The organism is Methylovorus sp. MP688, assembly GCF_000183115.1.
Classification (GTDB): domain Bacteria; phylum Pseudomonadota; class Gammaproteobacteria; order Burkholderiales; family Methylophilaceae; genus Methylovorus; species Methylovorus glucosotrophus.
Genome location: NC_014733.1, coordinates 1,306,902 through 1,329,863 on the forward strand (window position 1 = coordinate 1,306,902; position 22,962 = coordinate 1,329,863).

Below are 22,962 nucleotides of genomic sequence, written 5' to 3' on the forward strand. Positions count from 1 at the left end.
GCTCAAAAAAACAGCGGGTTTAATTCACCAGCAGATTCTGGATACTGCCCCAGACCACCAGCGTGCATATCATCAAAAACCCCCATGCAATCACGCCTGCCATGAAAACGGCACCGAAAAACAGGGCGGATTGTCCGCTGTCGCGGATATTGAAAATAGTGGGAATCCCGAAATAAATAAATCCGGCGGAAGCCATCATCGCCAGCGAGGCGATGGCCAGATTGACGTAAATATCAGGCACCAGCAAAAAGATGGGCGCCATCCAGAGTGGCGTAGGGGCTACTGCGGCCAGGATAAAGCTTTCGCGATACGTCGGATGAATGTCGGCTACTTCTGCCAGCTGCCGGACGATGCTCGCCATGATGGGCACGACCACGAGTTGCACAATGAAAAAGGCAATCGACACCAGTAACAGCTTGTTGCCGGGCATGAGCTCGAGAAACGCAAAGCTATGAGCGGAACCCGCGATGTAGAGCATGGCCGCGGGAATCAGGGAAAATGGAATGACGTGTAACAGGTAAAGCCGGTGTATGGATGGTTGGCCTTGGAGCAGAGATTGCCAGCCAGCCACGGGGGCGAAAAACAACTTGAATAACGTCAGCGGATGCATCTTGTATCCTCCTGCGCAGTTGATGGGAATACCCGTGCGTTGCACTATACGCCTAACTGAGCGGTGAAAGAAAGCATTCCGATCAACAGCTTGCGAGGATTAAGCTAAGTCATTGAAAATACTGATCTGTATAAATTTTGTTTAATGATCGGTAAAAGTGCCGTTTGACGCATGCGTAAATTGCTCGGGATGCCTTGCATGCGTTTGCATGCAAGGCCGGTGAAATGTGACGAACGTCGGTGAAAATGTCGGTTATTGAAAGCGCAGTGCTTCGATCGGGTTCAGCTGTGCTGCTTTGCGTGCAGGGTAGAATCCGAAAAAGACGCCGACGCTAGCGGCGACAATAAAAGCGGTGAGAATTGACTGGCTGGAGACAACAATCGGAGCCTGGGTGATGTGGCTGACGAGGAGTGCACCTCCGACGCCAATGCCGATGCCAATCAGGCAGCCGACAATAGAAATCACAATGGCTTCCAGCAAAAACTGCATCAGGATATCGCGCTCACGTGCGCCTATCGCCATACGGATGCCGATTTCACGAGTGCGTTCGGTTACGGATACCAGCATGATGTTCATGATGCCAATACCGCCCACGAGAAGGGAGACTGAGGCAATGGCGCCTAGCAGCAGAGACATCGTCTTGGTGGTTTCCGCTGCCGAGTTGGCAAGCGCAGTGAGGTTACGCACGGAAAAATCGTTGTCCATGCCTTCGCGTATGCGATGACGTTGACGCAGCAGACTGTTGAGGCTGTCTTCTACCATGGGCATGACTTTATCTGAGTCTGCCTGCACGATGATCTGGCGCACACTGCCTGAGAATTGCGCGCCAAATACCCGTCTTTGCGAGGTGGTGAGCGGGATGATGATGGTGTCATCCTGATCACGACCATCCAGGCTTTGTCCCTTGTTATCCAGCACGCCCAAAATGATAAACGGACTATCCTTGATGCGGATGGTCTTGCCGACCGGGTCATCATCTCCAAACAGATTCTGCACCACGGTTTTGCCGATAAGCGCGACACGAGTAGCCGAGCGGATATCGGAATCTGAAAATACATAGCCGTCGCTCAGATTCCATGAGCGCACATCCAGATAGCTCGGCGTCGTGCCGATAATGCTGGTGTTCCAGTTGTTCCCGGCATAAATCACCTGGGCGCTGCCCATGTTGATCGGGGCCACATTGCTCACGCCTTCCAGATCCTCCATGGCGGCAGCATCCTTGACGTTGAGCGATGGCGCGTTGCCTGTCGCGGAGCGGGCGCCGCCCATATTGGGGGGGCCAGCCAGCACGATAAAGAGATTGCTGCCCATGGACTGGATGGATTTCTTGACCGCTTGTTCGGCCCCCTGGCCAATCGCCATCATGAGTACCACTGCACCCACGCCGATCACCATGCCCAGCATGGTGAGAAAGGTGCGCAGGCGATTGGCGCCCATGGCATGCCAGGCTTCTCCCAGCATGGCGCTAAACATGAGGCGCTCCTTTCACGGCAATCGGCGCTGTCCGGGTGTCTTCCACAATCTTGCCATCCAGGAATCGCACCTGGCGGCTGGCGTGCTCGGCAATGTCGGGCTCATGGGTGACCAGCACGATGGTAATGCCTTCGCGGTTAAGCTCGCCAAACAAGGCCATGATTTCTTCGCTGGTCTTGCTGTCGAGGTTGCCGGTGGGTTCATCAGCCAAAATCAGGCTGGGGCGATTGATCAGGGCGCGTGCGATGGCGACGCGTTGCTGCTGGCCACCCGAAATCTGGTTGGGGTGCGAGTTCACATGATTCGCCAGGCCGACTTTCTCAAGTAATAGCCTGGCGCGGGCATGCCGCTCGGGTTTGTCTATTCCGGCGTAGACCAGGGGCAGGGCGACATTGTCCAGCAGGCTGGAGCGTGCCAGCAGATTGAAGCCCTGGAAAACAAAACCTATGGTGTGGTTGCGGACTTTAGCCAGACGATCCCCCTGCAGACGCGCCACCGGCTGGTCATTCAACATGTATTCGCCGCTGCTGGGTTGATCCAGGCAGCCAAGGATATTCATGAAGGTGGATTTGCCGGAGCCCGACGGGCCCATGATGGCCACAAAGTCGCCTGCATCTATTTCCAGGTTAACCTCCTTCAGCACCGGGAATTTTCCGGCGGCGGTCTGGTAATCCTTGTAGAGGTTTTTTACCTCGATCACATGGCCAGGCATGGCTAGAACATCCGCATCTTGGGGCCGGGCGAATTTTGCTGCGGCATGTTTTGCCCTTGCAGATCGCCCACAATGACCTTGTCGCCCGGCTTCAGATGACGGCTCCTGATTTCGGTGACTTTGCCATCGGTGATGCCAAGCAAGACATTGACGGCCTCGGGTTTGTCCCCATTCAGCACATATACCTTGCCTTTGGCCATGTCGCCGCGCGGTTTTTTGCCATCTGGACCACCGCGATGCTTGCGCTCGCCCGGGCCTTTGCCACCATCCGGTCTTGCGCCATCCGGCGGCATGTTGCCGGCATCGTCATCATCGAGTTTGGGCTTGTAGCGCAGGGCCGCATTCGGTACCAGCATGACATTGTCGTGCTTGGCGACGCCGATATTCACGTAAGCGGTCATGCCCGGCAGTAGTGTTTGATCTGGGTTATCGACCGAAATGACCACGTTGTAGGTGACCACGTTGGAGGTTGTCGTGGGGTTGAGGCGCAGTTGTTTGACCACGCCTTCAAAATTGCGGTTAGGGAAAGCATCCACGGCAAACTTCGCGGCCTGACCTTCCTTGATATTGCCGATGTCCGCCTCGGCAAAGCTGGTGTTGATCTGCATCTTGGACAGATCCTGCGCAATGGTAATCAGGGTCGGGGTTTGCAGACTGGCGGCCACGGTTTGGCCGACGTCAACAGCGCGATCCACTACCACGCCGGAGACCGGGGAGCGGATGATGGAGTAACCCAAATTGGTCTGGTCACGCCGCAACTGTGCCTGGATGGTGTACAGGTTAGCCTGGGCAGATTTCAGCGCCTGCACGGCCTGATCGAGTTCCTGGCGGGATACATACTCCTGCTGGAACAGCGAGCGTATGCGGGCTTCATTCGCCTTGGCGAGATCCAACGATGCCTGGGCATTGCGCACATTGCCCTCTGATTGCGCAATCTGGGCGGAGAAAAGCGCATCGTCCAGCTCCAGCAATACCTGGCCTTTTTCCACCTTGTCATTGAAATCCACATACAGCTTGCTGATACGGCCTGACACCTGCGTACCGACGTTCACCAGCGTCACCGGGTTCAGCGTGCCGTTGGCGGAGACGGACTGCTCCACATCGCCCTGGGTTACCTCCTTGAAGCGATAAAGCTCATCGGGTTTGGGTTGATGGCTTTTGTCATAAAAATAATAGCCGCCACCTGCTACCGCAAGCAGTACCAGGCTAAGTCCGATTTTTTTAAAGGAAGTACTCATGAGCGTGCTTTCAGCATAAATGCATGCATAAGATGGATTATGGGTTGTTTTGGTCTGGCAGGGTCTGGATCATGGCGTTGTCCAGCACCCCAACAGCTTGCGCCAGCGTTGCCCTTGCCACATTGCCATTCAGATAGGCCTGTATCAATTGCTGCTTGGCTGATGCTAGTGCGCTCTGGGCATTCAGGGTATCGATGATGTTGCCGACACCTGCCTTGTAGCGACCGAGGGCGACGCGGGATGACTCTTCGGCGCTTTGCACCAGCACTTGGGCGGCAATCACCGATTCATTGGCGGTGCGCAGATTCTGGTAGGCGTTCCACACATCCAGCGAGATTTGCAGGCGGATGCGATCGCGCTGCGCTGCCCGCACTTCGCGCGTGGCTTCGGCGGAGCGTATGCGATAGGTCGGCGCATAGCCGCTGAATAATGGAATGGAAACTGTGAGGCCCAAGGTTGAGGTGTTGGCAGAAGTGAGGCTGCTGCCATCTTGCTGGCTATTGCTCATGGCAATCGAAACCGTAGGCTTGGCGGCGGCTTTCGACGCGTCAATGCTGGCTTGCGCCGCTTTTACCTGCGCCTCGCTCGCCATCAGGTCGGGACGGCGATTGCGAGCTTGTTCGATCAGGGCGTCAATATCATCACTCACCGGTTGCAGGGTGGAGTAGTTGGTATTGTTGACCAGTCGAATCGGCTGGTTGGCCTGTATCCCCATGACATTCGCCAGCGTGCCGTAGGCGGTTTTCAGATTGCCCTCGGCGGTAATACGGGAGAGGGTGGCCTGGGCATATGCCGTTTGTGCCTGCAGTTTATCGGCAGGCGTGGCAACACCGGCCTTGTAGCGCGCATCCGCGGCCTTAAAGCTTTCTTCGCTGGCGCGCTCGGCTTCGCGGCTGGCATCCAGCGCAGCAATGTTCGCTTGCACCTGATAATAGGCCTGCACGGCAGATAACAGGAGCGTCTGCACGGTGACATCCTGGGTAGCGCTGGCCGCCTGCAATAGCTGACGTGCGCTTTCCAGCGTGGCATCGCGATTGCCAAAGTCATACAGCAGGTAAGACGCCACAATGCTGTTGCTCAGGTTGCTGTAGGCGTTGTTGCGCGTGGCCAGTTCCGGGCTGGTTACGTTGATATTGGTGCCTACGGTATCCGTAACGCTGGGCAGATAGGCCGAGCGGGCGATGCCTACCTGGGCTGCCTGCACGCGCGCGTTGGCCCAAGCTTCCCGGGTTTGCGGGTTGTTGCACAGTGTCGCATCCGCCACTTCGCCCAGGGTGAGTGCGTTTTGCAGATTGGGGGCAGCGCATGCGGTATTGCCTACATAACCATTGGGGATCGCAGTAGGTACGGTCACATCAAGCGGATTCCCATCTTTGTACCAGATGGAGCTCTCGGCCTGTGCGGGCATGGCGGTTGTGAGGGAGATCAGGCTTAGGCAGATAGGCAGTGCAGCATATGGCGAGGCGGTAAAACCGGATCGTGCAAGGGGCGACATGTGATCTGTTACTTTCAGCGCTTTATAGTGATTGGACACAATTATCGCTGATATGGACGTAAAGGCGCGTAAGCGGTTCAAAAATTGCTAATCATTTTACAAAAATTAACAGGCCATTGAATAACAGCGCTGAGGCTGCCATGCAATGGCCTGTTTTAGCTCGTTTTTTAAGTGAGATTAAATGCTTATTCGACGCCCTGGCTTGCCAGGTAGTCCTCGTAATTGCCGGTGTAATCGCTGATGCCATCGGCCTTGATTTCGATGATGCGGGTCGCCAGCGAACTCACAAATTCACGGTCATGGCTCACGAAAAACAGTGTGCCCTTGTACTTGTCCAGCGCGGTATTCAGCGCTTCGATGGATTCCATGTCCATGTGGTTGGTCGGTTCATCCATCAGCAAGACATTGGTGCGGGCCAGCATAAGTTTGCCGTAGAGCATGCGGCCTTTTTCACCACCGGAAAGTACCTTGACTGACTTCTTGGTATCTTCCCCCGAGAACAACAGGCGGCCCAGCATGCTGCGTACCGAGTTGTCATCGTCACCTTCCTGGGTGAACTGGGACATCCAGTCGAACAGGTTGAGGTCTTTTTCAAACTCGTATTCGTGATCTTGTGCAAAGTAGCCGAGCTTGGCTTTCTCTGCCCATTTCACTTCGCCATGGTTAGGCTGCAGATCGCCTGCCAGACAGCGCAGCAAGGTGGTTTTACCAATGCCGTTTTCACCAATGATGGCCACTTTTTCGCCTGCTTCAAAAATCAGGTCGATGTCATTGAACAGGGGGCGGTCAAAGCCATGGCTGAGCTTTTTCAGCTCAACAGCGTTACGGTGCAGTTTTTCGCGATCATCGTATTCAAAACGGATGAAAGGATACTGACGGCTGGATGGCTTGAATTCCTCAATCTTGATCTTGTCGATCTGCTTGGCGCGGCTGGTGGCCTGCTTGGCCTTGGAGGCGTTGGCCGAGAAGCGGCGAACGAATTCCTGCAGGTCGGCGATCTGCTGTTTGGCCTTGGCATTGTCCTTGGCCTGCTGTGCACGGGCCTGGGCTGAGGCTTCCATGTAGTCGTCATAGTTGCCGGGGTAAACCGTCAGCTTGGCGTAATCCATGTCGGCGGTATGCGTACATACCTGATTCAGGAAGTGTCGATCGTGCGAAATGATGATCATGGTGCAGTCACGATTGTTCAGCACATCTTCCAGCCAGCGGATGGTGTTGATATCCAGGTTGTTGGTCGGTTCATCCAGCAGCAGGATGTCAGGATTGGCAAACAGCGCCTGCACCAGCAGCACACGCAGTTTCCAGCCGGGAGCCACTGCGCTCATCGGCCCGGTGTGTTGCTCGATGGGAATGCCCACGCCCAGCAGCAGCTCGCCTGCGCGTGCTTCGGCGGTATAGCCGTCATATTCGGCGTAGACACCTTCCAGCTCGGCCGCCCGCATGTAGTCTTCTTCGGTGGCTTCCGGGTTCATGTAGATTTCGTTCTTTTCTACATTCGCCTTCCACATCTGCTCGTGGCCCATCATCACCACATCGATGACGCGCTGGTCTTCGTAGGCAAACTGGTCCTGACGCAGAAAGGCCATGCGTTCATTGCTATCCAGCGAGATATTGCCCGCGGTGGGCTCCAGCACGCCGGCCAGAATCTTCATAAAGGTCGATTTTCCGCAGCCATTGGCTCCGATCAGACCGTAGCGGTTACCGTCGCCAAACTTGACGGAGACATTTTCAAACAGTGGCTTGGCGCCAAACTGCATGGTGATATTGTTTGCTATAAGCATTACGTATACGTCCAGAAAGTTGAATCTTTTTTAATTCATTATTTATTTAATAAACAAGGAATTGAGTAATTTTATTAATGTATTTTATTGCTATATTGTTCGTGCTGCGAGTGCATGTGCAGCGACTTAAAACGTGTCGCGGATAACTACCTCGTTCATGGGCAGCTGACCGCCACGTGGCCATGGTTCCTTGATACCCTTGCCAATCGCCACAAACATGGCAGGCACATGGTCGGCAGGCAGTTTCAGCAGTTTGGCCACCGCATCAAAATCAAAGCCATCCATGGGGCAGCTGTCGTAGCCCATTTCCTTGGCTGCCAGCATCAGGGTCATCGCAGCCATGCCGCATGAACGCATGCCTTCATCACGTTGCACCTGTTCCTTGCCAGCATAATATTGACCAATGGCAGGTACCAGATAATTCCTCACCGCTTCCGGCGCATTGGCCCAGTAACGCTCAGGCTGTTTGCTCCAGGATTGCAGATCCGCCACCAGAACGACCAGCAAGGAAGCATCGGTCACCTGCGCCTGATCCCAGCTGGCTGCGCGTACCTGCTTGCGCAGCTCGGGGGATTGCACCAATACAAAACGCCAGTTCTGAATATTGAATGCAGTTGGGGAGAGCAGTGCCAGCGACATCAGCTGTTCGATCTCGGCTTCGCTCATCGTATGTTCCGGGTCGAATGCTTTGATTGAGCGACGGGTTTCAATGGCTTGGCTTACGTTCATGCTATTCCCCATAATGGATATCCATAATTTCAAGTTCGAGATTGCCGGCAGGCCGTTGCCATGTGACAACCTCACCTCGCTTATGACCGATCAAAGCCCGCGCCAGGGGTGAAATCCAGCTCACCTTGTTCTGTGCAATGTCTGCCTCATCCTCCCCAACAATCTGGAAAACTTGGCGTTGACCTTCGTCGTCTTCTACATGCACATGAGCGCCAAACAGCACCTGTTCTCGAGACTGCTGCGTCGGATCGACGATGATAGCGGCTTCCAGTCTTGCTTCAAGATAACGCAAATCGCGATTAATCATGCTCAGACGCTGTTGGGCCGTTGGATCGTCCTTGCGCGCTGATAGCGTCGCGCGTTCTTTTTCCAAGGCTTGCATATCCTGCTGTAACAGTTGCAAGCCATGTGGCGTTACATAATTCGGGTGCTGGCTTACCGGACGCTCCGGCACATCCGTGCCAGCATGCTCCAGATCATCCTCTTTAACGAAGCCGCGGCTCAACGCAAGCCTCTTTGCATCATGCTGGCTACAGCCAGCCATTCTAACTGATTCATCCCGCCTATAGCGCTTGGTGCAGGTGCGCTACCACTCGCTACGCGAGCGGAGCCAACTACTCCTCCCGAAAGCCGGGCCTCATAGGCGGTGGTAGGTTCATTTCCCATCACGTTTCGGCCCGCAGCACTTTCTACGGGGTCGCTACCACTCGCTATGCGAGTGGAGCCTACTCCTCCCTTCGAAAGCCGGGCCTCATTCACGGTGGTCGGTTCATTTCCCATCACGTTTCGGCCCCGCTACCACTCGCTACGCGAGCGGAGCCTACTCCTCCCTTCGAAAGCGCTACTCCCATTCAATCGTCGCCGGTGGTTTGCCGGAGATGTCGTAGACGACGCGGTTGATACCACGGACTTCGTTGATAATGCGGTTGGAGACGCGGCCGAGCAGGCTGTAGGGGAGTTCGGCCCAGTGCGCGGTCATGAAGTCGCTGGTGATCACGGCGCGCAGGGAAACGACGTAGTCGTAGGTGCGGCCGTCGCCCATGACGCCGACGGATTTGACTGGCAGGAAAACGGTAAAGGCCTGGCTGGTGAGGTCGTACCAGCTTTTGCCGCTGACCTCGTCTATGGTGCTGCGCAACTCTTCGATGAAAATCGCATCTGCCTGACGCAGCAGGTCAGCAAACTCCTGTTTTACTTCGCCCAGAATACGCACGCCGAGGCCGGGACCGGGGAATGGGTGACGGTACACCATGTCTGGCGGCAGGCCGAGGGCCACGCCCAGCTGACGAACTTCATCTTTGAACAGGTCGCGCAGAGGTTCCAGCAGTTTCAGGCCCAATTGCTCAGGCAGGCCGCCTACATTATGGTGGCTCTTGATGGTGACGGCTTTTTTGGATTTGGCGCCGCCGGATTCAATCACATCCGGGTAAATCGTGCCTTGGGCGAGGAAGCTGGCACCCTTGTGCCCACCTGTGCCTGCCTTGAGTTTGGCGGCTTCAGCCTTGAAAACCTCGACGAACTCACGGCCGATGATCTTGCGTTTGGCTTCCGGGTCACTCACGCCAGCGAGCTGACCCATGAATTGCGCGGTGGCATCCACATGAATCACGCGCGCGTGGAGTTGGCCGGCAAACATTTCCATGACCATCTTGCCTTCGTTGAGGCGCAACAGGCCGTGGTCAACAAACACACAGGTCAGCTGGTCGCCGATGGCACGGTGGATCAGCGCAGCGGCCACGCTGGAGTCCACGCCGCCAGACAGGCCCAGAATGACTTCTTCATCGCCCACTTGCTGACGAATACGCTCGACGGCTTCGCTGATGTAATCACCCATGATCCAGTCAGCGCGGGTCTGGCAGATATCCAGCACAAAGCGGTTCAGCATGGCCTGGCCCTGGCGGGTGTGCGTGACCTCGGGGTGGAACTGCACCGCGTAGAATTTGCGCTCTTCATCAGCCATGGCGGCAATCGGCGTGGTGTCGTTGCTGGCAATGACTTTAAAGCCGGGCGGCAGCTCGGTGACCTTGTCGCCGTGGCTCATCCAGACCTCCAGCAGGCCATGGCCCTCGCTGTTGGTGCGATCCTGAATTGCATTGAACAGGGCAGAGTGCCCGCGTGCACGGACTTCGGCAAAGCCGAATTCACGCTTGGTGCCTGCTTCCACCTTGCCGCCAAGCTGCTGGGCCATGGTTTGCATGCCGTAGCAGATGCCGAGCACGGGCACGCCCAGCTCAAACACCGCCTGCGGGGCGCGGTCGGTTTCTTCTTCGTACACGCTGGCATGGCTGCCGGAGAGAATGATGCCGTTGGCGCCAAAGTCGCGCACGAAATCATCGGAGACATCACATGGATGAATCTCGCAATAAACATGCGCTTCACGCACGCGACGTGCAATCAGCTGGGTGACCTGGGAGCCAAAGTCAAGGATAAGGATTTTCTGGTGAGCCATGGTATTGAGTGCCATTAAAATGATGAAGGGCAAACGGCTTTAATCAGTATCAAAGCGGTTTGCCCATGCATCAATGCAGGTTGATGTTAGTCGATATGATAGTTCGGAGCTTCTTTGGTGATCTGCACATCGTGCACATGCGATTCGCGCATGCCGGCCGAGGTAATCTGCACAAACTCGGCTTTTTCGCGCATTTCGTTGATGCTCTTGCAGCCCACATAGCCCATGGAGGCGCGCAGGCCACCCATCAGCTGGTGAATGACGGCAATCACGCTGCCTTTGTAGGGCACGCGGCCTTCAATTCCTTCCGGTACCAGCTTGTCGGCATTGCCTTCATTGTCCTGGAAGTAGCGGTCGCTGGAGCCTTTTTGCATCGCGCCAACCGAACCCATGCCACGGTAGGACTTGTAAGAGCGGCCCTGGAACAGTTCGATTTCGCCCGGGGCTTCTTCTGTACCGGCAAACATGCCGCCCAGCATCACGGAATAAGCACCAGCGGCGATGGCCTTGGAAATGTCGCCTGAGTAGCGGATGCCACCATCGGCAATAAACGGAACGCCAGTGCCACGCAATGCTTCTTCAACGTTGGATACGGCGCTGATTTGCGGAACGCCTACACCGGCCACGATACGGGTGGTGCAGATGGAGCCTGGGCCGATACCGACCTTGACGCCATCAGCGCCAGCATCCACAAGTGCCAGTGCAGCCGAAGCGGTGGCGATATTGCCGCCGATCACCTGCACTTGAGGGAAGTTCTGTTTGACCCATTTGACGCGATCCAGCACGCCCTGAGAGTGACCGTGGGCGGTGTCGACCACGATGGCGTCAACGCCGGCTTCTACCAGCGCGGCGACGCGCTCTTCGGTGCCTTCGCCCACGCCGACTGCAGCTCCTACGCGCAAGCGACCATGGGCATCTTTACAGGCAAGGGGGTGATCCGTCGATTTCTGAATATCTTTGACCGTGATCAGGCCCTTGAGGTCAAAGGCATCGTTCACGACCAGCACGCGCTCCAGGCGGTGCTTGTGCAGGAGCGCCATGACGGCTTCACGTGGGGCGCCTTCTGGTACGGTAACCAGACGCTCGCGTGGCGTCATAATATTGACGATAGGCTGGTCAAGATTGGTTTCAAAGCGCAAGTCACGGTTGGTGACAATGCCGACTACCTTGGTGCCATCAACAACAGGCAGGCCGGAGATCTTGTGCTGGCGGGTTAAGGCCAGAACATCACGTACGGTCATGTGCGGCTGAATGGTGACGGGATCGTTGACCACGCCGGATTCAAAACGCTTGACGCGAGATACATGGGCAGCTTGCGTCTGAATGTTCATGTTTTTGTGAATAATGCCCATGCCGCCTTCCTGGGCGAGAGCAATCGCCAGTGGGGCTTCCGTCACGGTGTCCATGGCTGCAGACACAAGGGGGATATTGAGGCGAATAGAGCGGGTGAGCTGGGTGGCGAGGCTTACTTCGCGTGGCAGCACATTGGAGTGTGCCGGTACCAGTAATACGTCATCGAAGGTAAGCGCTTGTTGCAACAGACGCATATAATTTCTTTCCGACAAAAGCTAATTATACCGATTTGCCGTATTTCGGTAAACGACCATCATGCGTTGCTGTATCTCTGGTGTCACTTTACGGTTGTTGCCGTGCTGATCCGGCCTGCATGGCGCTATGCGCCACATGGGCCAGCACCCTTGGTCAGGTACGCATTGACGGCAGGCGCCACTGGTTTTACGCTAGGCCCTATCTTAGCCAAGGAATTTTCATGATGCATTCGCGCTTGCTGCTTGTTGCTTTATTACTGTTGCCGATGATGGCGATGGCGGATGTGTATAAATGGAAAGATACCAATGGCACCACGCGGTACTCGGATATTCCTCCCAAAAACCTGCCCTATGAAACCATAGGCGGTGGCAAGATCGCCGCTCCTGCGCCAGCACCGGCCAAGGCTGCGCCCGAGGAAGGAGCATCCATCAAGGACCCCAAGCTGTCGAAGGAGATCGATGCCCAGCGTCGGCGGGATGATGCGGAAAGATCCAAAAAGCAGGATCAGCAAAAGCAGGCCGCAGAGAAACAGAAGCAGGATAACTGCGCTACAGCGCGTGGCAATCTGGCCAACTATCAGCAGGGCGGGCGCATTTACAAGATGAATGCCGATGGCGAGCGCGAGTATCTGGATGACAGCGCGATTGACAAAGGCCTGGAAGAGGCCCAGAAGCAGGTGGATAAATACTGCAAGTAGCCCCAGGGTATAAACAGGCCCAAGATACAATAGGCTCAGCCTGGCTGGCTGACCAGAACAAGCGGTGGCGATATTGCCACCGCTTTTTTGTTAGCGCTTTTTCAGGTCCCGACCTTCCGCCACGCGCTTCCTGCGTATGTCTTTGGGGTCGGCAATCAGCGGACGGTAAATCTCGACTCTGTCCCTTGCGCGCAAGGGGGTTTGCAGACTGGCATGCTTGCCGAAAATCCCGATCTTGTTAACGCCGAGATCAATCTGCGGGAACTCCGTCAAAATGCCGGAATGCCGGATAGCCTGTTCTGCTGTTGCGCCGCTCTCTACCATGAGTGGGATAATGCGTTGCCGGTCAGGCTCGGCATAGGCAACTTCAACCAGTATTTGCGGGCTGGAATCCATGGTGGCGTTTAGCGGTAAACCTCGTCGGCGCGCACGACAAAGGCATCGACGAAGGTGTTGGCAATGTGGCTGAATACCGGCGAAATCAGCTTTTCCAGCAAGCCATTTGAGAATTCATAGCTTAGTCGGAACTCAATCTTGCACGCTTCTTCAGCCAGCGGAATAAAGCGCCATACCCCCTCCAGATGGCGGAAAGGGCCATCCTTCAGCCGTATTTCCATGATGGTGGGGTAGGTCTTGATATTCTGGGTGGTGAAGTGCTGCTTGATGCCGTGATAATCAATGCGCAGCGTGGCGGTGGTGGATTCTTCGTCGCGCTGGATGACTTCGGTGCCACCACACCAGGGCAAGAAGGCGGGATAGTTTTCGACGGCATCCACCAGCGCATACATGCGCTCGCAGGAATGCGGGACCAATACTGTTTTTTCAACCTGAGCCATCGGAGCTTTGCAACTGGAGTAAAATGGCAATTTTAAGCCATATTCCCGGTGCGGCACCATAAACTTTGACCCTGGCGACATGGTCATGTGGATATGCATCACCGGAACGGATAGACATGAGCATTGCACAGAACAAAAAAGCATTTCACGATTATTTCATCGAGGAAAAATACGAAGCGGGCATTGTGCTGGAAGGCTGGGAGGTTAAAGCCATACGGGATAACCGTATCCAGCTGAAAGAAGCTTACGTCATCATTCAGCGCGGGGAGATTTACCTGATTGGCTGCCATGTCACGCCATTGGGTTCTGCCTCAACGCACGTTCGGCCAGATGCCATTCGTACCCGCAAGCTGCTGCTACATTCGGAAGAAATTGCCAAGCTGATCGGCAAGGTGGAACGCGCTGGCTATACGCTGGTGCCGCTTGATTTGCATTTCACCCGGGGCCGCATCAAGCTGCAGATCGGGCTGGCCAAGGGCAAGAAGCAGTACGACAAGCGCCAGACCGAGAAAGAACGCGACTGGAAGATGGAGCAGAATTCGCTCATGAAACGTCACGTCAAATCGCAGGCCTGATGTCCTCTCAGGCCTGCGCTCCCAGCATGAAGCTGAGCTGCATATGAACAAACTCGGCTGGGCGTTGGGTGGCAACCCCGATCTCCAGCCGGACCCGCCCATCTGCCACATCTTGCAGGGTCATGGTAAGCCCTTGACCCACCCGCACAAAAAAGGCCTGCTCGGGCTTTTCCCCTGTAAACACACTGTTACGCCATAACATCATCAGAAACGTCTCGACGCTGGATTGCAGTGTTTGCCAGGTAGCGGGCGTGTTTTCTTCAAATGTCAGCCAGCCGGAGCTGCGGCGGATGCAGGTTTCTATCCAGGTACACAAGCGTCTGGTGGGTACATAACGCCATTCATTGTCGTTACCCGCCAGCGTGCGTGCACCCCATACCAGCGTGCCCTTATGCGTGAAAAGCCGGATGGGGTTGATGGACTTGCCGCGCATCACATCCACATTCATGGTTTCGTAATCCGCCACCGGCAGCTCCACGGCAGGAGCGTTGACCAGCGACAGTGTCATGTTGGCGGGAGCCTTCCAGATGCCGCGGTTGCGATCCTGGGCCGCATAGCATCCGGCGATGGCACCGGACGGTGGCAGTACCCGCGGCTGGGCATGAATGGCGGCAATGACGGCGGTATACAAAGCCCGATGATGCGCAAACAGATTGGACAGCGACAGCTCGCTGCCATCGGCCAGAGTGACCTGGATATTGGGCTCATCCAGCCTGCGCGGCAGGCTGACCAAAAGATGAGGCGCATACACCGCTCCCCAGCTCAGATGCTGCTGACCTATGCCCTGTTCCCGGTAGATTTCCAGGCCCTCATGAAAATGCTGCGCCAGGCTGGAGGTATTGCCCGGAGCGGGTTTGAACAGCATATCGAGAATCACAAAGCGATCATGGCAGGTGGCGGCATGGGACAAGGCAGCATCGGCCAGGGTGCGATAGTCATCCAGGCTGAGTGCCTGCATTTCGGGGATGACGATGAGGTCTACGCCCTGCATGGTGGCCGCGATATCCAGGCCTGCCTGCAACTCTGCCAATTGCAGTGTCTCATTGGCTGTTTTGAATCTGCCGACGGAGATTACCCAGCAATCCTGCCCGCCATTGGCAAAAAACAGTTCCAGGCTGTCATGCAGCACATGCGGGCTGGTCGATTGCACCTGGGCTGCGGCCGTGCCGTCGGCCTTGATGGAGACCGCAAAGCCGCTTTCGGGATACGCACTGCCGAATAGCTGGATGAATTCCCATTGATGACTGATACGGCGAGGGACGAGAGTGAGCGGCTCCTGCGAAGTGCCGGCGAGCTCGGTATAGCCGATGAATACCGGTACTCCGCTCGCCATGGCTTCAATGGCGGGCGGAGTTGAGGATGTTTCTTGCACATACACGCCAGGCGTGATGTATTCCTTAGGCATGCTCATGATCTCGCGCGGATTTCAAGCCGCCATCATACTCGCTTGTGCGCGGTGTCTTGCGATGTGTACCGACTGCGATGGCAATCAAGCCGCTATCTGCACGACATTGTTTTCCAGTGCATGCTGGTAGTTATATATTTTCTTCCAGAGACTTTGCGTGGATAACACAATGAGCAGGTTGTCTTTGCCATTGTCGGATTTAACGCGGGTAACCCCTTCCGCAGGCGTATTGCCGATGGAGAAGATGGTCGCGATAAGCTCAATATTCGAAGGCACAATCGATGGAATCTCGCCCAGGGCGCTGACCAGAATGCCAAAGCGCGGGGATTCCTCCGTTGCTTCAATCACAATCACCTGGCGATTTTCCGGCGCTGTGTGGCACTCGGTATTGATCAGCTTGGCCAGATTCAGCACCGGAATCACGCCACCCCTATGCTGCATCATACCCTCAAGGATATGGGCGCTTTCTGGCAACTGCTTGATGTTTTCCGGTTGCACCGCCTCGAGTACCTGACCGGCAGGCAAGGCCATCCATTCGTTGCCGACATAGAAAGTGGCGTACTCTTCTGCGCCCGCGACCGGTGTGCTGCTGGAGGTAGGCTTGAATTGCGTGTGCTGGTAGGTATTATCGGAGGTGATCATGGCATCGATATCCGCCGCATTGCCCAGGGGGATGAAGATCAGCGCCGTCACTGGATTCTGGTAGGGGTCATTCGGTCCCTTGAACTCGCGATAGCCTGAGGATGCACGGGCGCCGACAGCGTAATAGCGACCTTCATGCAGCACGATATCGAACGCCGCTTCGCCCGGTGCCAGTTTGCACAGGGCAGGCTGGATGGTGAATGTACTGCCCACGCTGAAGGCGGGCAGGGTGGAGGAGATGACCTGCAAATCGCCGTCTACATAAAGCGTGAAACTGCCGGGAATAGGCTCGCCGGCTGTATCGCGTGGCAAGGCATCCGTGAGCATGGCGGAGAATTGCGGGGCGCTGTCAAACACAATGCCGATACCGCCGACGATGCCGACGTCATCTTCTGAACGAATGGCGGCGGCGTAAATGTAGGTTGGCTTGTTTTTGTACAGCGGGGTGGCCTCAAAGCGCGACACCACGTAATCCTGCGAGCTGCGCAGCCCTCTCAGGCGCGACATCCATTCGGCTTCGATGAATGTGCCTACACAATCGTTGTAGGCCGGATTGGAAACGGCGATGATCTCGCCCTGACGGTCGAACACCACCAGATTGGCATACACCGTGTACAAGCCATTGATGTACGACAGCACTTTTTCAATCGCGGCAACATCGCTGCGGGAGCGGTTGCTGTGGCTGAGCAATTGACGGAAGGTCGTCGTCAATGCCCACCAGCGACAGTCGTTGGCGCGCTCATACAGATTGCGATCCATGATGTCGACGGCGAGCGATGCGAAGAAACGCGAGTTTTCCAGCATCACCGATACCACCGTCTGATAAAGGTCAGACACGGTAGTTTCAATGACATGTTGTGTCTTGAAGCCGGTGTTGCTGATTTCCCACAGCAAGGTCTTGGAAAAGCTGGATTGATGCGCGGTCTGGCCAGATTCGCGTTTCTGCCAGATATTGCCGTTCCAGACCGACTGATTGAGGCGGTTCTGGATGGTGGATGCCTGCTTGGGAATGCCCAGCAGCGTTTGCGAGAAGAGCAGAGGGCTGCGCATAACCTTGGCGAGCAGTTTTTTATCAATGCCGGCGACAGAGGTCGCGATATCGCCATCAAACGCATGCTCCAGCGGAATCATGGCGTGACCTATCCAGCCTGGTCCCATATAGCCTTGGTAGCCTTTGGTTTTGCAGGTAACGGCGATGTATTCACGCCCGGCAAAGCGGGTCAGCAGATAGTCCTTGTCGGCGGCCACTTCAAGCGGAGCACCAATCGGGATCTGATATTTGTCGCTGCTGGCGACGACGCACCCTTTTTGATCCAGCAACAAGCCCACGGCCCAATCCTGGTGCGTGATCAGGTCGCCGAACACGCCTTCCATTTCGTTTTCAAAACGGAAGCACAGGCATAGCACCCCAGCCACGCGCTGGTTGGTAGTGGTCACGCGATACGCGTAGATCAGGCTGGTGTTCTGCTCAGGCAGCAGATCGGTTTTGCGGAACACTTCCACATAGGCTTCTGTCGTCTCCAGCGCCTCGGCAATCAGGGCATCCTGGCTTTGTGTCACGGGGTTTTTCTCATCCAGCTGTACCAGCACATTGCCATCGGTATCGAGCAGGATGATGTTGGAGTAAACCGAGTATTTTTTGACGTATTCGCGAAAGCGATGGCGCAGGGCATCCAGGTCCGAGGGGTAGGCGGCGCCACTGAAATGTTTGTCCAGAAATGCACGGATGTCATCGTCAGTCGCCAGGAAACCGATGTCTGCGGTGCGCTCAAACAGGTTTCGCACCACAATGTCCACGGTTACCTGGGCTTTGGAGGTGAGGGAGGTAACGGTCTTGTCCAGCGTTTCCTCGGCCAGGCTATTCAGCACATCATTGGTCACCTGGCTGAAGGCCTGGCGGGTTTCTGTCATGTCGGTCCCGGTACCCGAAAGCTGGCTCAGCAGGGAAAGGTTGTCCCATACATTCTGCAGTTGCTGCAAGCCATCCCGATAACGGTTAAGACTGACCATGCTGTCTATCATGTGACAGTGGCTGCTGGGGATTTGATCGGTAGGCATAAGAGACTCACTTTCTTGTTTGGGTACGGCGCGTAGAAAGATATAGCAAAACTTGTGCCCGTTGAGGTTGACACGCGAACTATTGTCATAATTTCCTGAATCTGGAAGCGAGATTTTTCGGTATTTACACGAGTGAAGGTAAGTGGGTGCCCAAGCTCAATACGATGCAATTAGCCACTTGCTAGGAAAGTGGGTTGAACGAACGTACAATAACTTCATGCAGCTAAAACAGAAGTTGGAGATACTGGCGGATGCCGCCAAATACGATGCCTCGTGTGCCTCCAGCGGCACCGAGCAGCGCAACTCGCACTATGGCAAAGGCATAGGCTCCACTACGGGCATGGGCATTTGTCATAGCTATGCGCCGGATGGTCGGTGTATTTCGCTATTGAAAATTCTGCTCACCAATTTTTGCCTGTATGACTGTGTGTACTGCGTTAACCGGGTGACCAGCAATGTGCCCCGTGCGCGCTTCAGTATCGATGAGGTGGTGCAGCTCACCCTGTCGTTTTATCGCCGAAACTATATCGAAGGCCTGTTCCTCAGCTCCGGCATAATCCAGAGCCCGGATTACACCATGGAGCAGGTGGTGGAAGTGGCACGCATACTGCGGGAAGAGCATGATTTTCGCGGTTACATTCATCTGAAAACCATCCCCGATGCCAGCCCGGAATTGCTGGCGCGCGCCGGGCGTTATGCCGACCGCCTCAGCATCAACATTGAACTGCCGACGGCGGCAAGCCTGTCGACCCTGGCACCAGAAAAAGATGGCGTGGCGATTCGCGTTTCCATGGGCAAATTGCGCGAGCGCATTGATGCGAGCAAAGATAAAACCCTGACGGGCAAGCGGCCGCCGCGCTTTTCACCCGGAGGCCAAAGCACCCAGATGATCGTCGGGGCCGATGCCACGGATGACAGGACTATCCTGAATACCAGCGCCGATCTTTATGGCCAGTATCGCCTGCGGCGTGTGTATTACTCGGCTTTCAGCCCCATTCCTGATGCCAGCCCGGTCTTGCCCCTGCAATCACCACCGCTGGTGCGCGAGCACAGACTGTATCAGGCCGATTGGCTGATGCGGTTTTACGGATTTGAATCGCATGAAATCATTACCGGTGAACAAGGCATGCTGGCGTTGGACATGGACCCCAAGACCGCCTGGGCCTTGCAGAATCGTGCCATGTTCCCGGTTGATATCAACCGTGCTCCCAAAGCAACCTTGTTGCGGGTGCCCGGCCTGGGTGTGCGTAATGTGCAACGCATTCTGGCTGCACGTCGTGTCAGGGCGGTGCGGCTGGATGATCTGGTGCGCATGCGGGCGCCGGTGAACCGCATGCTGCCGTTCATTCAACTGCCTGACCATCACCCCGGCGCCACGCTGGATGCGGCAAGCCTGCCTGCCCAGCTGAAAGAAATACCCGCCCAGCCACAGCAACTGGGATTATTCCTGTAGTTGATATGGAAACGGTTTATCTACAGCATGAAACCGATATGGATGGCTGGCGCGATGCGGCACGCCGCCTGATTCTGGCAGGCGTGGCCCCGCATGATGTGCACTGGAGTGTGCGGCCTACCGAGGAGTCCATCATTCAAGAGGATATATTCGCGAGGCCCTCTGTCGAGTCAGTACCTGACACGCAGGCGCCACCCGCCAAAGACGGCCAGCGGCTGATGGTGTCCAAGCAGTTTGTTGAGCTTGCACGCATGGTTATTTTGCATGCTGCGACTGAGCGGTTCGGCTTGCTTTACCGGGTGCTATGGCGATGTCAGCGCGAGCGCGGATTGATGCGGCTGACGGGGGATGCCGATGTTGCTCGGCTGCATGCCATGGCAAAGGCGGTGGGGCGCGACAAGCACAAGATGAAAGCCTTTGTCCGCTTTCGCGAAACCGTTGTGGAAGGGCGGCCACGCTACCTGGCCTGGTTTGAGCCCGAACATCACATTATGGCGGCGATCGCGCCTTTCTTTATTGGCCGATTCACCAGCATGGATTGGACCATCATGAGCCCGCGCATGGGCATGCATTGGGATGGCAAAGCCTTGCAGTTTTTGCCCGGCGGCATGCCGGAGGCCTTGCCCGAAGAGGATGCCAGTGAGGCGCTGTGGCTGAGTTACTACCGGCATATTTTTAATCCGGCCCGGCTCAAGCTCAAGGCCATGCAAAAGGAAATGCCCAAGAAATACTGGCATAACCTGCCCGAAGCCGAGCTGATTGAAGAGCTGATTGCGGAGGCGGGGGCACGTACCCAAGCCATGCTGGAAAGACCGCCTGAAGCGCCAAGGCGGAAAATTGTCGGCTACAAACGCAAGCCTGATTGACGGGGTTAAGGGATGTGTTCGGACAATAAAAAAGGGAGCCTGAGCTCCCTTTTTTGCATGGTGCATGCCACCATGAAATGCCGTGTATCGATTACTTGACGCGGTTCTTGTATTCCAGCGTACGGGTGTCGATTTCGATCTTGTCGCCGATGTCACAGAACAAAGGCACTGGCAATTCAAAACCGGTGGAAATACGGGCTGGCTTCATGACCTTGCCGGAGGTGTCGCCCTTGACGGCTGGCTCGGTGTAGGTGATTTCGCGAACAACGGAGTTAGGCAGTTCAACGGAGATAGGCTTGCCGTTGTAGAACACCACTTCACACTGCATGCCGTCTTCCAGGAAGTTCAGGGCATCGGCCATGGTTTCGGCTTCGATTTCGTACTGGTTGTATTCGGTATCCATGAACACGTACATCGGGTCAGCAAAGTAGGAGTAGCTCACTTCCTTCTTTTCCAGCACGACAACATCAAACTTGTCATCGGCTTTGTAAACCGCTTCGCTCGGGGATTCGGTGAGCAGATTCTTGAATTTCATCTTGACCACGGAAGAGTTGCGGCCCGATTTGCTGTATTCGGCTTTGAGTACGACCATGGGATCGTTACCCACCATAAATACGTTGCCTACGCGAAGTTCCTGAGCTGTTTTCATGTGTTGTCCTGCGACCTTAAAAAGGGTGAAGTGTAAAAAGCCGCGAATTATACCCTAGATTATTGAAAATTTCTCACAAAAATCACCAGCTTGGCCGCCAGATCGTCTTGTGCAGCAAGGGCTTGCGATTGCTGGCTGGCATGCTGCTGAATGGCGGGCAAGGCATGCGCCAGCCGGGGCCAGCTGTCGGCTGCCAGTTGCCCTTGTGCCCATTGCCGATGAAACGTGGCCCAGACATCCGCCGCAGCTGTTTCCAAAGGCGGCAGGTAGCGTTGCAAAAACGCTTCGAGTTTAACCAGATGCGTATCTTCGCTCTGGATATAAGGCTGCCAGACGAAGGGCCGTCCTGCCCAGATGGCGCGGATCCAGCTGTCTTCACCGCGCACAAAGTTGAGGTCGCACGACCACAAGAGCTGGTCATACTCCGCCTGGCTGAGAAACGGCAGGATATGGACACTTAGTGCACCTTGCGAGTAATGATCGCCAGGCTGGAGTGTTTCTGTGTCGAAAAACTGGCTGACAGGCGCCAGCAGGCTACTTTCCGGTATCAGACAAACCACGGGTCTATCGCCATTCGCCATGGCGTTGAACAAGCCAGTAATGTGGGCTTGCGGATAAGCGAACAGGGAAACCCGCAAGGCATCGGCAGGGCTTGCCATGGCGCTGAACGTGGCAGAAGAGCCAGCTTGCGCGGCATCTCTCTCTTTCATTAAGTGGCGCTCGCGCAATAGCCCACCGGTGTTTTCCGTAAAGCCAGGGAAGAAAAACGTCTTCGTGAGCGCAAGTCGGGGGTGAGGGGAGGGTTGCAGGTGGAACTCTTCCACCCATGCTTCGGCGCTGAGATATTCCAGGTTGATCCACACCGGCGGCTGCGCCGCCATGGCGTTGATATAGGGCTCGGGCAATTCGCAGCCAAAGGCTTCGATCACTACGTCAGCTATCCGGTCAAACTGGAAGTCTGGCGACCAGTGCGCGATGGTGACGCCATCCAGCACTTGCTCGGCCCGCTGCGTATCCAGCGCTGGCAGCAGACGTTGTGCCACCGGCAAGGCATCAACCCACAGCCTGACATCCAGTGCATATTCATGGGCCAGTTGGCGTGCCAGCCGCCAGCAAACGCCGATGTCGCCGTAGTTATCGACGATGCGGCAGAAGATATCCCAGCGTTGTCGCTTGTCTGTCATGCGTGCGTTTTCGCTCAGTTTTCCGGCGGGCTGTAACGGATATCGATGATTTCGTAGCTTTCCTCACCGGCGGGCGTCTGCGCGCGAACCACATCGCCGATCTGCTTGCCTAGCATGGCGCGCGCGAGCGGCGAAATCCAGCTGATATAGCCGCGCGTCGGGTCCAGTTCATTCTGGCCCACGATGCGGTAATGGTGTTCGATGTCGCGCTCCAGTGAGTAAAGCGATACCCAGGCACCAAAAAACACTTTCTCCAGCGACTGCTGCTCCTTGGGGTCGACGATCACGGCCAGGTCCATGCTTTTCATCAGAAACCGCAAGCGCGAGTCGATCTGGCGCAACCGTCGTTTGCCATAGATGTAATCGCCGTTTTCGCTGCGGTCGCCATTGCTCGCCGCCCACGAGACATCGCTCACGACCTTGGGGCGCTCAATTTTATAAAGCTGTTCGAATTCCGCCTTGAGGGTGGCGTAGCCTTCCGGCGTAATGTAATTTTTCTGGTCTGCCATATCGGTTCGCGCCATCTAAGTGGCCTATATGTTAACCTTGAGTCCGGTTAATT

At 55.8% G+C, this 22,962-nt stretch carries 21 protein-coding genes; 4 read left to right on the top strand and 17 right to left on the bottom strand.

The window, feature by feature from the left end:
- Window positions 1-19: 19 nt before the first annotated feature.
- The 10 genes from MPQ_RS06330 to guaB form a co-directional block, all read right to left on the bottom strand.
- Window positions 20-610, bottom strand: a complete 591-nt coding sequence (locus MPQ_RS06330) for a Yip1 family protein (RefSeq protein WP_013442076.1) — start codon at window positions 608-610, stop codon at window positions 20-22.
- A 252-nt stretch (window positions 611-862) separates the two neighbouring features.
- The gene (locus tag MPQ_RS06335) at window positions 863-2,083 is read right to left on the bottom strand and encodes an ABC transporter permease (protein WP_013442077.1); all 1,221 of its coding nucleotides are present in this window, start codon (window positions 2,081-2,083) and stop codon (window positions 863-865) included.
- Window positions 2,076-2,795, bottom strand: a complete 720-nt coding sequence (locus MPQ_RS06340; RefSeq protein WP_013442078.1) for an ABC transporter ATP-binding protein — start codon at window positions 2,793-2,795, stop codon at window positions 2,076-2,078. Before MPQ_RS06340 ends, MPQ_RS06335 begins: the two co-directional genes overlap by 8 nt.
- 2 nt (window positions 2,796-2,797) lie before the next feature.
- Window positions 2,798-4,033, bottom strand: coding sequence for an efflux RND transporter periplasmic adaptor subunit (locus tag MPQ_RS06345; protein ID WP_013442079.1), 1,236 nt, complete (start codon window positions 4,031-4,033; stop codon window positions 2,798-2,800).
- A gap of 37 nt (window positions 4,034-4,070) precedes the next feature.
- Window positions 4,071-5,528: a TolC family protein gene (locus tag MPQ_RS06350; RefSeq protein WP_193373544.1), complete on the bottom strand. Its 1,458-nt coding sequence runs from the start codon at window positions 5,526-5,528 to the stop codon at window positions 4,071-4,073.
- Between the two features lie 185 nt (window positions 5,529-5,713).
- Window positions 5,714-7,309 carry an ABC-F family ATPase gene (locus MPQ_RS06355; RefSeq protein WP_013442081.1) on the bottom strand — a complete coding sequence of 532 codons (1,596 nt, stop codon included), beginning with the start codon at window positions 7,307-7,309 and terminating at the stop codon, window positions 5,714-5,716.
- 126 nt (window positions 7,310-7,435) lie between these two features.
- Window positions 7,436-8,038, bottom strand: a complete 603-nt coding sequence (locus tag MPQ_RS06360; RefSeq protein ID WP_041362125.1) for a nitroreductase family protein — start codon at window positions 8,036-8,038, stop codon at window positions 7,436-7,438.
- Window position 8,039: 1 nt separating this feature from the next.
- Window positions 8,040-8,543, bottom strand: a complete 504-nt coding sequence (locus tag MPQ_RS06365) for a GreA/GreB family elongation factor (RefSeq protein ID WP_013442083.1) — start codon at window positions 8,541-8,543, stop codon at window positions 8,040-8,042.
- Window positions 8,544-8,879: 336 nt separating this feature from the next.
- On the bottom strand, window positions 8,880-10,487 hold the full coding sequence (guaA, locus tag MPQ_RS06370) for a glutamine-hydrolyzing GMP synthase (RefSeq protein WP_013442084.1): 1,608 nt from the start codon (window positions 10,485-10,487) through the stop codon (window positions 8,880-8,882).
- A gap of 86 nt (window positions 10,488-10,573) precedes the next feature.
- Window positions 10,574-12,034: an IMP dehydrogenase gene (gene guaB / locus MPQ_RS06375; RefSeq protein ID WP_013442085.1), complete on the bottom strand. Its 1,461-nt coding sequence runs from the start codon at window positions 12,032-12,034 to the stop codon at window positions 10,574-10,576.
- Window positions 12,035-12,255: 221 nt separating this feature from the next.
- Here guaB and MPQ_RS06380 point away from each other — a divergent pair, with 221 nt between their 5' ends.
- The gene (locus MPQ_RS06380; protein WP_013442086.1) at window positions 12,256-12,732 is read left to right on the top strand and encodes a DUF4124 domain-containing protein; all 477 of its coding nucleotides are present in this window, start codon (window positions 12,256-12,258) and stop codon (window positions 12,730-12,732) included.
- A 90-nt stretch (window positions 12,733-12,822) separates the two neighbouring features.
- On the opposite strand, the gene MPQ_RS06385 is transcribed toward MPQ_RS06380, so the two are convergent.
- The gene (locus MPQ_RS06385; protein ID WP_013442087.1) at window positions 12,823-13,128 is read right to left on the bottom strand and encodes an RnfH family protein; all 306 of its coding nucleotides are present in this window, start codon (window positions 13,126-13,128) and stop codon (window positions 12,823-12,825) included.
- A gap of 8 nt (window positions 13,129-13,136) precedes the next feature.
- Complete coding sequence (locus MPQ_RS06390; RefSeq protein WP_013442088.1) at window positions 13,137-13,568, bottom strand: type II toxin-antitoxin system RatA family toxin; 432 nt, start codon at window positions 13,566-13,568, stop codon at window positions 13,137-13,139.
- Between the two features lie 116 nt (window positions 13,569-13,684).
- Here MPQ_RS06390 and smpB point away from each other — a divergent pair, with 116 nt between their 5' ends.
- On the top strand, window positions 13,685-14,143 hold the full coding sequence (smpB, locus tag MPQ_RS06395) for an SsrA-binding protein SmpB (RefSeq protein ID WP_013442089.1): 459 nt from the start codon (window positions 13,685-13,687) through the stop codon (window positions 14,141-14,143).
- Between the two features lie 7 nt (window positions 14,144-14,150).
- Here the strand turns inward: smpB and MPQ_RS06400 are convergent, their stop codons facing one another.
- Both MPQ_RS06400 and MPQ_RS06405 read right to left on the bottom strand, forming a co-directional pair.
- Complete coding sequence (locus MPQ_RS06400; protein ID WP_013442090.1) at window positions 14,151-15,554, bottom strand: phage tail sheath family protein; 1,404 nt, start codon at window positions 15,552-15,554, stop codon at window positions 14,151-14,153.
- Window positions 15,555-15,632: 78 nt separating this feature from the next.
- A complete protein-coding gene (locus MPQ_RS06405) occupies window positions 15,633-18,248 on the bottom strand; it encodes a chemotaxis protein CheW (RefSeq protein ID WP_083801050.1) in 2,616 nt (871 codons plus the stop codon).
- Between the two features lie 217 nt (window positions 18,249-18,465).
- Here MPQ_RS06405 and MPQ_RS06410 point away from each other — a divergent pair, with 217 nt between their 5' ends.
- Together MPQ_RS06410 and MPQ_RS06415 are read left to right on the top strand one after the other, a co-directional pair.
- Window positions 18,466-19,701, top strand: coding sequence for a putative DNA modification/repair radical SAM protein (locus MPQ_RS06410; protein ID WP_013442092.1), 1,236 nt, complete (start codon window positions 18,466-18,468; stop codon window positions 19,699-19,701).
- A gap of 5 nt (window positions 19,702-19,706) precedes the next feature.
- A complete protein-coding gene (locus MPQ_RS06415; RefSeq protein ID WP_013442093.1) occupies window positions 19,707-20,567 on the top strand; it encodes a TIGR03915 family putative DNA repair protein in 861 nt (286 codons plus the stop codon).
- Window positions 20,568-20,658: 91 nt separating this feature from the next.
- Here MPQ_RS06415 and efp read toward each other — a convergent pair whose 3' ends face one another.
- From efp to greB, 3 genes are read right to left on the bottom strand one after another with little or no spacing between them, the layout of a single operon-like run.
- Window positions 20,659-21,216 (bottom strand): elongation factor P, encoded by a 558-nt coding sequence (gene efp / locus MPQ_RS06420; RefSeq protein WP_013442094.1) that lies wholly within the window; start codon window positions 21,214-21,216, stop codon window positions 20,659-20,661.
- 59 nt (window positions 21,217-21,275) lie between these two features.
- The gene (gene earP, locus MPQ_RS06425) at window positions 21,276-22,400 is read right to left on the bottom strand and encodes an elongation factor P maturation arginine rhamnosyltransferase EarP (RefSeq protein ID WP_013442095.1); all 1,125 of its coding nucleotides are present in this window, start codon (window positions 22,398-22,400) and stop codon (window positions 21,276-21,278) included.
- Between the two features lie 14 nt (window positions 22,401-22,414).
- The gene (gene greB / locus MPQ_RS06430) at window positions 22,415-22,909 is read right to left on the bottom strand and encodes a transcription elongation factor GreB (RefSeq protein WP_013442096.1); all 495 of its coding nucleotides are present in this window, start codon (window positions 22,907-22,909) and stop codon (window positions 22,415-22,417) included.
- Between the last annotated feature and the right edge of the window lie 53 nt (window positions 22,910-22,962).